The sequence below is a fragment of the Streptomyces sp. col6 genome (assembly GCF_008042035.1).
Taxonomy (GTDB): domain Bacteria; phylum Actinomycetota; class Actinomycetes; order Streptomycetales; family Streptomycetaceae; genus Streptomyces.
In genome coordinates this window covers 19142-32496 of record NZ_RDBL01000001.1, presented here as the reverse complement: position 1 = coordinate 32496, position 13355 = coordinate 19142, and the positions used below count along the sequence as shown (strand labels likewise).

Sequence of the window (13355 nt, the reverse complement as noted above, 5' to 3'; positions counted from 1 at the left end):
CTCCACCACCCTGTACGGAAAGTGAGCCCCGCCATGACCGCCGTACTCCCCGAGCGCGCGACCGCCCCCGCCCTCGTCCACCCGGCCGGCTGCCCCTGCGAGGCGTGCGCCGCCGCCGGGACCGGCGCGGCCGACCTGATGGCCCGGCTCGCGGCCGTGCCCGGTGACCGCACCGCCGTGGTCGCCGAGGACCAGGAGCTCACCTTCGACCAACTGCGGGAGCGGGCCGCCGCGTTCGCGGCCGGACTCGCCGCGCGGGGCGCCGGGCCGGAGAGCGTCGTGGCGCTGAGCCTGCCGCGCGGCGCCGCTCTGGTCACCGCCATCATCGGCACCCTCACGGCGGGGGCCGCGTACCTCCCGGTGGACCCGGCGCTGCCCGAGGAGCGGCGGCGGCTGCTCGTCGAGGACTCCGGGGCCGACCTGGTGGTCACCGACGGCACCGGTCCGGTGCCCGTCGGGCCCCGTGCGGTCACGGCCGACGAGCTGACCGCCTTCCCGGGCGGGAGCTTCGCTCCGGTGCCGGTGGGGCCGGGCGCGCTCGCGTACGTCATCTACACCTCCGGTTCCACGGGCCGGCCCAAGGGCGTGGAGATCGCGCGCGGTTCGGCCTCGCTGCTGCTGCGGGAGCTGGAGGACGAGGGTGCGGCGAGCGGCGAAGGTGCGCGCGTCGGGTGGAACGCGTCGCCGTCGTTCGACGCGTCGGTCCAGCAGTGGGTACGGCTGTCGCGCGGCGACACGCTGGTGATGATCGACGAGGAGACGCGCCGCGACCCGGCCCTGCTGGCGGCCTTCGTCGACAAGCAGGGGCTCACGGATCTCGACATCACCCCGTCGCACGCCGAACCGCTGCTGGACCTGCTCACGGCGGACGGCGGCCCGCGCCCGCTGACCCTGCTGGTCGGCGGCGAGGCAATCGGTCCGGCGCTCTGGGACCGGCTGGCCGCCGCGCACCGCTCCGGACTGCTGCGCGCGGTCAACGTGTACGGGCCGACCGAGTGCACGGTCGACGCGACGGCCGGCTGGATCGAGGAGCCGGGCGAGCCGCACATCGGTGCCGTGCTCCCCGGGCTGCGGATGCGGCTGCTCGACGAGCGCATGGCGCCCGTCGGTCCTGGTGGGGCCGGGGAGCTGTATCTCGCCGGTCCCCGGATCGCCCGTGGCTACCGGCGCAGCCCGCATCTGACCGCCCAGCGTTTCGTCGCCGACCCGTTCGGCGCGCCGGGGAGCCGGATGTACCGCACCGGGGACCGCTGCCGGCTGCTGCCGGACGGACGGCTGGTGCACCTGGGGCGGCTCGACGGCCAGGTGAAGCTGCGCGGCCACCGCATCGAGGTGCAGGAGATCGAGGCCTCCCTGACCCGGGCGGGCGCCTCCGAGGCGGCCGTGGTCCTGGGTGAGGACGCCGGGGGCACCCCGTGCCTGATCGCCTACCACCGGGGCGGGGACGCCGCCGCGCTGCGCACCGCCGTGGCGGCGGCGCTGCCGTCGTACATGACGCCCTCCGCGTTCGTCGCGGTCGACCGGTTCGCGACGACGCCCAGCGGCAAGCTGGACCGCGCCGCGCTGCCGGCCCGGATCGAGGCGGCGGCGCCGGTCGAGGAGCCGGAGCAGGGTGCGGGGCTCGACGGGCGGGCGGAGGAGCTGATCGCCCGGGTGTGGGCGCAGGTCCTGGGCGCCGCGTCGATCGGCCCGGACGACAACTTCTTCAAGCTCGGCGGCCACTCGCTGCTCGCCATCAAGCTGGTCTCGCGCGTCCGGGCCGAACTCGCCGTCGCGCTGCCGGTGAAGGCGGTCTACGCCCACCCGAGGCTGCGTGATCTCGCCGCCCACATCGAGGAGTTGCTGGCCGCCAAGGATGGCTGACCGCCTCCGCCCCGGCCCGTACTCCCGCCCGCCCCCGTCATCCCCGAGGAGCAGCAACCGTGATCCCCCTCTCGTACGCCCAGCACCGGCTGTGGTTCCTGAACCGTCTCGAAGGCCCGTCGGCCGCGTACAACGCGCCCGTCGTGCTGCGCCTGGACGGGGTGCCCGACCGGGAGGCCCTGGAGGCGGCGGTGCGTGACGTGGCCGACCGCCACGAAGTGCTCCGTACGGTCTACCGGGCCGTGGACGGGGAGCCGTACCAGGACATCGTCGGCGATCCCGACGTGCGCCTGGAGGTGCGGGAGTGCGGGCCCGGCGACGACGTGGACGCACTGGTCACCGCCTTCGTGCGCCTGCCGTTCGACGTCACCCGCGATCTGCCGCTGCGGGCCCGGCTGTTCACGGCCCACGGGACAAGCGCCGTACTGGTGCTGCTCGTTCACCACATCGCGACCGACGGCTGGTCCGTCGGCTGCCTGCTCAACGACCTCGACCGCGCCTATACGGCACGGTGCGGGGGCCGCGCACCCGGGTGGGAACCCCTGCCCGTGCAGTACGCGGACTACGCGCTGTGGCAGCGGGACATGCTCGGCGACGCCGCCGATCCCGAGAGCCTGGCGTACGAACAACTCGCCCACTGGCGCGAGGCGCTGGACGGCGCACCGGCCGCGACCCGGCTGCCCGCCGACCGCCCCCGCCCCACCGAACCGAGCCACCGGGGAGCACTGGTCACCGCCCGTCTCTCCGCCGCCGCCCACAAGGCGCTCGCCGGCACCGCCCGCGCCCACCGCGCGACGTTCTTCATGACCGCACGGGCCGCCCTCTGCGCCGCTTTGCAGGCGGCGGGGGCGGGGCCCGACGTGGTGGTGGGGACACCGGTGGCCGGCCGGCCCGAGGAGGATCTGCACGACCTCGTCGGCTTCTTCGTCAACTCACTCGCCCTGCGCGCCGATCTGTCCGCCGATCCGGACCTCGGCACGCTGCTCGACCGGGTCCGCGAACGGGACCTGGCCGCCCTGGCCCACGAGGACCTGCCGTTCGACCTGCTCGTCGAGGACCTCAACCCCGAACGGTCCCTCGGCCTGCACCCCTTCTTCCAGGTCATGCTGACCACGCAGACCGCGCAGGACACCACCTGCACCCTGGGCGCCGTATCCGGCACCCTCGACGCCGCGGACCTGGCCACCGCCAAGTTCGACCTGAGCTTCAACTGTGCCGAGACCTACGGCCCGGACGGCGATCCCGCCGGGGTACTGCTCGGCCTGCAGTACGCGACCGACCTGTACGACGAGGAGACGGCGCAGCTGCTCCTCACCCTGTTCCACCGCGCGCTGACCGCGTACGCCGAACAGCCGGCCGGCACACCCCTCAGCCGGACCGGCCTGCTCACCGCCTCCGACCGCGAGGCCATCGACCGCCGTCACGAGGCCCTGACCCGGGCCGCGGAGCGGACCGCCGCCACCCAGGGCGAACCGCACGACGGCGGGAGCCGGCGCACCGCTGCCGCCGACCCCCGCGAGGAGATCCTTCGCGGCCTGTTCGCGGAGGTGCTGGGCCGGGACGAGGTCGGCCCGGACGACAGCTTCTTCAAGCTGGGCGGGCACTCGCTGCTCGCCGGTAAGCTCACCAACCGCATCCGCAAGGCGCTCGGCGTCCAGGCCGCCATCCGCGACGTGTTCCTCGCCCCGACCCCCGCCCGGCTGCTGCGCCGCCTCGCGGAACAGGGCGAAGGACCGGTCCGGCCGCCGCTGCGCCCGGTGCCCGCCGCCCTGCGGCCTGCCCGGCTTCCGCTGTCCGCCGCGCAGCAACGGATGTGGTTCGTCGGCCAGTTGGAGGGGCCGAGCGCCACGTACAACATCCCGGTGGTGACCCGGCTGCGCCGCCCGGTCGAACCGGCCGCGTTCCGTGCCGCGCTCACCGATGTCGTACGACGGCACGAGGTGCTGCGCACGGTGCACAGGTCGGCGGACGGCGAGCCGTACCAGGAGGTGCTGGCCCACGCCGAGCCCGTACTCGACGTGGTGCGGACGGACGGGCCGGAGGGGCTGCGGGCGGCCGTGGACGCCGCCGCCGGGTATGTCTTCGACCTCGCGGCCGAGATCCCGTTCCGGGCGTGGCTTCTGGAGGAGGGCGACGGAGGCCAGGTGCTGGTGCTGCTGGTGCACCACATCGCCGGCGACGGCTGGTCCACCGGCTGCCTCCTCGCCGACCTGGACCACGCCTACCGGGCCAGGTCGGAGGGCCGGGCGCCCGGGTGGCAGCCGCTTCCCGTCCAGTACGCCGACTACACGCTGTGGCAGCACGAGTTGCTGGACGGTGAGCACGGGGTGGCCGGTGAGCAGCTGGCGTACTGGCGTACCGCGCTCGACGGGATGCCGCCGCTGCTCGCGCTGCCCACGGACCGGCCCCGCGGGCCCGAACCGGACGGGCGGGGCGCGCTCGCCCCGTTCGACGTGAGCGCCGGGACGCACCGGGCGCTGCTGCGGTGCGCCCGGCAGAACGGGGTCACCCTGTTCATGGTGGTGCAGGCCGCGCTCGCCGCCCTGCTGACGCGGCACGGGGCGGGCGAGGACCTGGCGATCGGCACCACCGTCGCGGGCCGGGGCGACGAGGCTCTGCATCCGCTCGTCGGGTTCTTCGTGAACACGCTGGTGCTGCGCACGGACACGTCGGGCGACCCGGCCTTCACCGAGCTGGTGCGCCGGGTCCGCGACACGGGCCTGGGCGCGTACAGCAACCAGGATCTGCCGTTCGACCGGCTGGTCGAGTACCTGAGCCCGCACCGCTCGTCCGCGCACGCCCCGCTCGTGCAGGTGATGCTCCAGGTGCACGCGGCGGGGGCGGCCGACGCCTCCGCGGCCCCGTCCGCGCTGGACGGCGAACCGATGGCGTTCCGGGGCGCGGGCGCCAAGTCCGATCTGACCTTCGCGCTCACCGAGACCACCGGCCCGGACGGGGCGCCGGGCGGGCTGCGGGGTGTCCTGGAGTACGCCACGGCCCTGTACGACGCGGAGACCGCCCGGCTGCTGACCCGGCGGCTCGCGGAGACCCTGGACGCCTGCGCCGCCGACCCCGAGGCCCTTCTCTCCGCGCTGGGTGAGGGGCGGCCCGCGCCCGGGGGCCCGGAGGTGGTGGTCGACGCGCAGGGTCGCCCCGCCCCGGTCCGGGTGCCGGGCGAGGTGCACGAGCCCGCGCCGGGCGGTGGTCTGCGGGCGACCGGGCGGCGCGCGTACCGGGACGCGGACGGGGTGCTGCGGCCCGTGGCCGCCCAGTCCGTCAACGGCTATCCGGTGGAGCCGGGACAGGTCGAGGGCGTTCTCACCCGGCACCCGGCGGTGACCGGGGCGCGGGCCCTCGTCCGCGACGGCCGGCTGCTCGCCTTCGTGACCTGTGCCCCGGGTACGCCGCCCGCCGAAAGCGCGCTGCGCGCCTGGGCCGCCGAGCGGCTGCCGGAATACCTGGCACCGGCCCGGGTGGTGCGGTCGTCGTGGCTGCCCGCACCCGGCGAGGACCCGGCGGTGCTGCCGGAGGAGGACGCGGGGGCGCCGGCAGCGGCGGCCGGCGCGGACGCGCGGCTGCTGGGGATCTTCCGGGAGGTGCTGGGCGGGCGGGACGTCGGGGCGGACGACAACTTCTTCAAGTCCGGCGGGCACTCGCTGCTCGCGGTGCGTCTGCTGAACCGGATCCGGTCCGAGTTCGGCCAGGACCTGACGTTGCGCGATGTGTTCCGCAACCCGACGGCGGCCACGCTCTCCCAGCGGCTCGCCGGTGCCGTGGCCGACGCGATCGAGCCGGAGGACGCCGGTCCGGCCGCCGCCCCGACGCTGCGCCGCCGGACCAGGGCGGGCGCCCGCCGGGGGTGAGCCGACGAGGCGTGCGGGGGTGCGGAGCGGCAGCTCCGCACCCCCGTTTCTGCCGGTCCGAGCTGCCGGACGGACTGCCGAGGGGGGCAGTCCCGGGCCCCTAGCGTGAAGGCCACGGAGGCGAGAGGAACCGTTCGCCGCCCCGGTCTCTCTCGGCCCTAACCGGAGGAAAACCCAGGATGCCCCCCATCAGAACGGACGACCTGCTCGACGGCGGTCCCTCTCCCGCACCCGCCCCGCCGGTGCTCGACCTCATCGCCCACCAGGCACGCACCCGCCCCGACGCGCCGGCCCTGGTCCACGACACCGCCCGCCTGACCTACGCGGAACTCGCCGGTGCCGTACGGGAACGGGCCCGCGTCCTGGCCGCCGAGGGCGCCGCCCCCGGCCGGCTCGTCGCCCTCCACCGCCCGCGCGGCATCGACGCCGTCGTCGGCCTCCTCGCCGTCCTGAGCACGGGCGCCGCCTACCTCCCGCTCGACATCCAGGCCCCGGACGCCCGGAACGCGGCCATCCTCAAGGACAGTTGCGGCGACCTGGCGCCCACGCCCGCCGAGGTGGCCGCCGCCGGCGAACTCGTGCTGCCCGGCCCCGGCGCACCGGCCGGCGCCGCATACGTGATCTACACCTCCGGGTCGACCGGCACTCCCAACGGTGTCGTCGTCGCCCACGACTCGCTCGCGCACTTCATCGCGGGCGCCACCCCCGCGTACGGCATCGGCCCCGCCTCCCGGGTCCTCCAGTTCTCGCCGCTGCACTTCGACGCCAGCGTGCAGGAGCTGTTCGCGACCGTCGGGGCCGGCGGGACGCTGGTGCTGCGTACGGACGACATGCTGGACGTGCGCGATCTGCTCGCCGGCTGCGCGCGGCACGGGATCACGCTGCTCGACCTGCCGGCCGCGTACTGGCACGAGCTGGTCCACGTCCTGGCCGCCGGTTCGGTGCGGCTGCCCGGCTGCCTGGAGACGGTGATCATCTACGGGGAGGCCGCGCTGCCGGAGCGGGTCGCCCAGTGGCGCGCGCTGACCGGGGAGCGGGTGCGGCTGCTCAACGCGTACGGCCCCACGGAGACCACGGTGGTCGCGACGGTCGCCGATCTGACCCGGCACGGGGACGGTCCGGTGCCGATCGGCCGCCCGCTGCCGGGGGTCCGCGCGGCCGTCGTCGCCGGTGAACTCTGGCTGCTCGGCGGCGGCTTGTCCCGGGGCTACCTCACCAACCCGGAGCTGAATGCCCGCCGCTTCACCGAGCTGGACGGGGAGCGCGCCTACCGCACCGGGGACCTCGTCACGATCGGTGAGGACCGCCAGATCCTGTACCACGGGCGGCTGGACGACGAGGTGAAGATCGGCGGGCAGCGCATCGACCCCGCCGCCGTCGACTCCGTCCTGTCGGCCCACCCGAAGGTGCGGGAGGCCGCCGTCGTCGCCCAGCAGGACGCCGACGGGGTGAAGCGGCTCGTCGCGTTCGTCGTCACCGAGGGCGGTGTCGGAGCCGAGGAGCTGCGCGCACTGGTGCGCGAGCGCATGCCGGCCGCCGCCGTCCCGGCAGCCGTGGGAATCGTCGCGGCCCTGCCCCGCACCAGCTCGGGGAAGATCAATCGCAAGGTGCTGCGGACCACGGACCCGCGTCTGTCGGTCGTCCACGAGGAGCCGCTGCCCGCCGAGGACCGGGTGCCGCTCTCGCACGCGCAGCGCCGGCTGTGGCTGCTGGACCAGCTCGACGGGCCGTCCTGCGCGTACAACATGCCCATCGTCCTGGAGCTGGACGGGGTCCCCGACCGGGCGGCGCTCGCCGCCGCGGTCACCGATCTGGTGGAGCGGCACGAGGTGCTGCGCACGGTGTTCCTCGCGCCGGAGGACGAGCCCTACCAGCACGTGCTGGCGGCCTCCACGGTACGCGCCCGCGTCGTCGAGTGCCCGGCCGGTGAACTCCGGAGCCGGGTCGCCGACTTCGTCTCCGAGACGTTCGACCTGGCGCGGGAACTGCCCTTGCGGGTGGCGCTGTTCGTGCCCGAGGACGCGGCCGGTGACGGGCCGGCGGCGGTGCTGGCGGTGCTGCTGCACCATGTGGCGGGGGACGGGTGGTCGCTGGCGCCGCTGGTGAACGACCTGGCCACCGCGTACGCGGCCCGCGTCGAAGGCCGTGCGCCGGAGCAGGAGCCGCTTCCCGTCCAGTACGCCGACTACACCCTCTGGCAGCACGACGTCCTCGGCACAACCGACGACCCGGACGCGGCCGTCTCGCGCGGGCTCGCGCACTGGCGGGCCGCGCTCGACGGGCTGCCCCCCGTCACCGGCCTGCCGCTGGACCGCCCCCGGCCCGCCGTGCCGGACCACCGGGGCGGTGTGGTGACCGCGCACATCGAACCGGCCGCGCACCGCCGCCTCGCCGGCCTGGCCGACGCGCACGGCGCCAGCATGCTGATGGTCCTCCAGGCCGCGCTGGCCCTCGCGCTGCGCGCGGCGGGCTGCGGGGAGCGGGTGGCCGTGGGCACGCCGGTCGCGGGCCGCGACGACGAGGCGCTGGGGGCGCTGGTCGGCTTCTTCGTCAACACGCTGGTCCTGCCCACCGACACCTCGGGTGACCCGGCGTTCACCGAGCTGCTGGAGCGGGTACGTGACACGGACCTCGCCGCCTACGCCCACCAGGGCCTCCCCTTCGACCTGCTGGTCGAGCATCTGAACCCGCCGCGCACACCCGGGGTCCACCCGCTCTTCCAGACGATGCTGACCCTGGTCACCGCCGCCCCGGAGGACGCCCCGTTCGCCTTCGGCGGGCTCACCGGCCGCTTCCGGGCGGACGGCCCCGCGACCACCAAGTTCGACCTGACCGCCGCGTGTGTGGAGCACCGGGACGCCGACGGCACGCCCGCCGGCCTCGCACTCAACCTGGAGTACGCGTGCGACGTGCTCGACGAGGGCACCGCCCGCCTCCTCCTGGGCGCCCTGGAACGCGCCCTGCGTACAGCCGCCGAGGACCCGGAGGCGCCGGTCGCCGACGCCGCGCTGCTGGGCCCCGACGACCGCTGGTCCCTGGACGAGCGCCGCGAGCGCGTGACGGCCCTCGCTGCTCAGGCCGCCGAGGCCGGCGAGGCCGCCGCGCGGAGCGGTGCGCCCGACGCGGAGCACGTCGACACGTTGCGGGAGATGTTCGCCGAGATCCTGGGGATCGGTGAAGTCGGCCCGGACGAGGGGTTCTTCGCGATCGGCGGCCACTCCATGAGCGGGGTGCGGCTGGCCAACCGGATCAGGGCCCGCCTGGGCGCCGACGTCCACGTACGGGACCTGCTGCTCGCCCCGACGCCCGCCGCGCTGGCCCGGCGCATCGCAGACGCCCGCTCGGCCGCCGAGGACAAGGGCCCCGCGCTCGTCCGCCGCGCGGACCGGCCGGAGCGCCTGCCGCTGTCGCGGGCGCAGCGACGGCTCTGGTTCATCGACGCGCTGGAGGGTCCCAGCGCCTCGTACAACATCCCGCTGGTGCTGCGTCCGGCCGAGCCGCTGGACGCGGGTGTCCTCGGCCTCGCTCTGGCCGACCTGGTGGAGCGCCACGAGGTGCTGCGGACCCGCTACCTGTCGGTCGACGGGGAACCGCACCAGGAGATCGTCGAGGGCGCGCAGCCCGTCCTCGATGTCCGCACGGTGCCGGCCGGGCAGTTCCGGGCGGCTGTCGCCTCCGCCGCCGGGCATGTCTTCGACCTGGCCGGGGAGATCCCGCTGCGGGCCGCCCTCCTGACCCCGGACGACGGCGGCGGGCAGGTGCTGGTGCTGCTCGTCCACCACATCGCCGCCGACGGCTGGTCGACCGGTCCGCTGCTCACCGACCTGGCCGCCGCGTACGCCGCACGCGCCGAGGGGCGCGTACCGGGCTGGCGGCCGCTTCCCGTCCAGTACGCCGACTACACGCTCTGGCAGCAGGAGCTCCTGGACGGGCCGGCGGCGCATGACCACCTCGCGTTCTGGGAACGCGCCCTCGCCGGAGCGCCGCCCGTCCTCGAACTGCCCGCCGCCCGGCCGCGCCCGGCCGAGGCCACGCACCGGGGCGGCCACGCACCGCTCACCGTGGACGCGGCCACCCACGAGGCGCTGGAGGAGCTGGCCCGACGGCACGGCGCCACGCTGTTCATGGTGATGCAGGCGGCCCTCGCGGCCGTCCTCACCCGGCACGGCGCGGGCACCGATCTGCCGCTGGCCACCATGACGGCCGGGCGCGACGACGAGGCACTGAGCGATCTGGTCGGCTTCTTCGTCAACACACTGGTCCTGCGCACCGACACCTCGGGTGACCCGGCGTTCGCCGAACTCCTGGAGCGGGTGCGCGACACGGACCTCGGTGCCTACGCCCACCAGGGCCTGCCCTTCGACCGGATCGTGGAACACCTCAACCCGGCCCGCTCCACCGCCCACCACCCGCTCGCCCAGTACGTCGTCCAGCTCCACCACGACTACACCTCCGCCCCGGCCGAGGGGCCGCTGCTGCGGCTCGAACCAGCGCCGCTGGAGACGCTGTCCACCAAGTTCGACCTGACCCTCTCGCTGTGGGAGCGGAAGGACGAGGAGGGGCGGCCGGCGGGTCTGGCGGGCGGTCTGGAGTACGCCACTGATCTGTTCGACACCGCCACCGCCGGTCTGCTCGCCGCGCACGTCGGGCGACTGCTGCACGCCGTCGCCGCCGATCCGGGGGTGCGGATCGGCGCCGTGGACCTGCTCACCGACGCCGAGCGGTTCCGGCTGCACGCGGAGTACAACGACACCGCCACGGTGACACGGGAGCGGGCCGCCGTCCACGAGGTCATCGCCCGCCGGGCCACGCTCGGCCCCGAGCTGCCGGCTCTGATCACGGACGCGGAGACCGTCGGCTACGGGGAACTCGACGCCCGCGCCGACGCGCTGGCCGCCCGGCTGGGAGCGGCGGGGGTGCGGCGGGGTGACACCGTGGGGGTGCTCCTCGAGCGGGTGACACCGTGGGGGTGCTCCTCGAGCGGGGCGTCCCGCTGGTGGTGACCGCGCTGGCCGTTCTCAAGTGCGGTGCCGCGTACGTCCCGTTGGACCCGGCGCTGCCCGGGGCCAGGATCGCGCTGATGGTCCGGGACGCGGGCGTCCGCCTCGTCGCGACCGACGCCGGGCGGGCGGGTGCGGTGCCCGAGGAGGTCTCCGTACCGGCCCTCCTGGTCGACGCGCCCCCCGGGAGCGACGCGCCCTCGGACCGCACGCCCGTGGCGGTCGACGGGGACGATCTGATGTACGTGATGTTCACGTCCGGGTCGACCGGCCGGCCGAAGGGCGTCGGCGTCACCCACCGCAACGTCACCGAACTCGCCGCCGACCGGGACACCACATCGGGCGGGCCCCGCCGGATGCTGGTCCACTCCGCGACCGGGTTCGACGCCTCGGTCTTCGAGATGTGGGTGCCGCTGCTCGACGGCGGCAGCCTGGTCGTCATGCGGGGCGACGGAACCGACCTCGCGGAGACCGCCCGCACCGTACGCGAGCACGGGGTCACCGACGCCTACTTCACCGTAGGCCTGTTCCATGTGATGGCCGACGAGGCGCTGGACACCCTGCGGCTGCTGCGGGAGGTGTGGACGGGCGGCGACGTCGCCTCACCGGCCGCCGTGCAGCGGGTCCTGACGCACTGCCCGGACACCGTCCTCGTCCACTCCTACGGACCCACCGAGACGACCTTCGCCTCGCACAACCAGTGGCTCACCGGCGGCCGGGGCTCGCTCGGCGGGGCCGGGCTGCACCTGGGCCGGCCGATGGACAACACCCGCAGCCATGTCCTGGACGGGGCGCTGCGGCCCGTGCCGCCGGGTGTTCCCGGGGAGCTGTACATCGCGGGATCGCATGTGGCGCGCGGGTACACGGGCCGGCCGGACCTGACCGCCGAGCGCTTCGTGCCCGACCCGTTCGAGGCCGACGGCAGCCGGATGTACCGCACCGGTGACCGGGTGGTCTGGACACCGGACGGTGAACTGCGTTTCCTGGGGCGGGCGGACGGCCAGATCAAGCTGCGCGGGGTACGGATCGAGCCGGGCGAGGTCGAGCACGCGCTCGCCGCCCACCCCGCCGTCGGCCAGGCGCTCGCCGTGGTCCGGGAGGACCGGCCGGGCGAGCGGAGTCTCGTCGGTTACGTGGTGCCGCGTGCGGGATCCACGGTCACCGGGGCGGAACTGCTGGCTCTGGCCCGTACCGCGCTGCCCGCCCACCTCGTGCCGTCGGCGGTCGTCGTCCTGGACGCCCTGCCGCTGACCGTCAACGGCAAGCCGGACCGCCGGGCGCTGCCCGCCCCGGACCGTGGCGCCGTCGCCGGGCACCGCGCGCCGCGCAATGCCCGGGAAGAGGTGCTGTGCGGGCTGTTCGCCGAGATCCTGGGGGTGGACAGGGTCGGCCTCGACGACAACTTCTTCACGCTGGGCGGGCATTCGCTGCTCGGTGTGCGCCTGGTGAGCCGGGTGCGGTCGGTGCTCGGCGTGGACCGGACCGTCCGGGACCTGTTCCGCGCCCCGACCCCGGCGGGGCTGCTCGGCGCGCAGGACCCCGACGGCACGGCCGGCGCCATGGGCGTCCTGCTGCCGCTGAGCACCCGGGGCACCCGCCGCCCGCTGTTCTGCGTGCACCCCGGCACCGGCGTCGGCTGGTCGTACGCGGGCCTGGCCCGGCATCTCGGGGACGAACAGCCGCTGTACGCCCTCCAGGCCCGCGCGCTGAGCGAGCCGGGCCACCGCCCGCGCACCGTCGAGGAGATGGCCGACGACTACCTGGAGCGCATCCGCCAGGTCCAGCCGTGGGGGCCGTACCGGCTGCTGGGCTGGTCCTTCGGCGGGATCGTCGCGCACACCATGGCCGTCCGGCTCCGCGCGGCCGGTCAGCGCGTCGAACTGCTCGCGCTGATGGACGTCCACCAGACCGGGCCGGGCAGCGTGTCCGTGCTGCCGCCGCAGGAGCGCGGGGTCCCCGGGCCCCTCGGGGAGGACGAGCTGCCGGCCGCCGTGGAGCGGGTGCGCCGCGAGGACCCGGTGCTCGGTGGCTTCAGCACGGAGGAGATACGGGCGGTGCTGCGCGCCTCCGAGAGCCACGCGGCCCTCATGTCCCGGCATGAACCCGGGGTCGCCGACACCGGCGCGGTCTTCTTCACGGCCCGCCGGCCCGGCGAACCGGAAGGCGCGCTGGCCGCCACCTGGAATCCGTTCCTGACGGGAACGGCCGAGAACCACACCGTGGAATCCAGTCATCTCCGGATGGCCGAGGAAGAACCTCTCGCACACATCGGGAAAGTCATCGCGGAGAAACTCTCCGCACTGCAGGAGAAGAACCTGCGGGAAAACGAAACGAGGAGTTATTCATGAGCGACATCGTGAACCCTTTCGACGACGCCGAGGGCTCCTTCCACGTCGTGGTGAACGACGAGGGGCAGCACGCCCTGTGGCCGGCGTTCGCCGACGTCCCGGCGGGCTGGGACAGCGTCTGGGGGCCCGGGAACAGGGCGGATGCCCTGGAGTACATCACCGCCCACTGGACCGACATCCGCCCCCGTAGCCTGGTCGCCCAGTACGTCTGACCCGCCCTCTCCACCGAATGCCGCGCCCCGCATCTCCTGCGGGGCGCGGCATTTCCGTATGCCCGCCGG

General features: G+C 75.1%; 3 protein-coding genes and 1 pseudogene. All 4 read left to right on the top strand.

Features of this window, described 5'->3' with window-relative positions; all coding sequences use genetic code 11:
• Positions 1-33 precede the first annotated feature (33 nt).
• The 4 genes and pseudogenes from EAO73_RS00115 (at position 34) to EAO73_RS00100 (ending at position 13286) form a co-directional block, all read left to right on the top strand.
• Positions 34-1863: a non-ribosomal peptide synthetase gene (locus EAO73_RS00115; protein ID WP_147969397.1), complete on the top strand. Its 1830-nt coding sequence runs from the start codon at positions 34-36 to the stop codon at positions 1861-1863.
• A gap of 59 nt (positions 1864-1922) precedes the next feature.
• Entirely contained in the window at positions 1923-5726 is a 3804-nt protein-coding gene (locus tag EAO73_RS00110; protein WP_147969396.1) for a condensation domain-containing protein, read from the top strand.
• A 179-nt stretch (positions 5727-5905) separates the two neighbouring features.
• Positions 5906-13074 (top strand): annotated as a pseudogene (locus EAO73_RS00105) (amino acid adenylation domain-containing protein).
• On the top strand, positions 13071-13286 hold the full coding sequence (locus EAO73_RS00100; protein ID WP_147969395.1) for an MbtH family protein: 216 nt from the start codon (positions 13071-13073) through the stop codon (positions 13284-13286). Before EAO73_RS00105 ends, EAO73_RS00100 begins: the two are co-directional and overlap by 4 nt.
• The last annotated feature ends 69 nt before the right edge of the window (positions 13287-13355 follow it).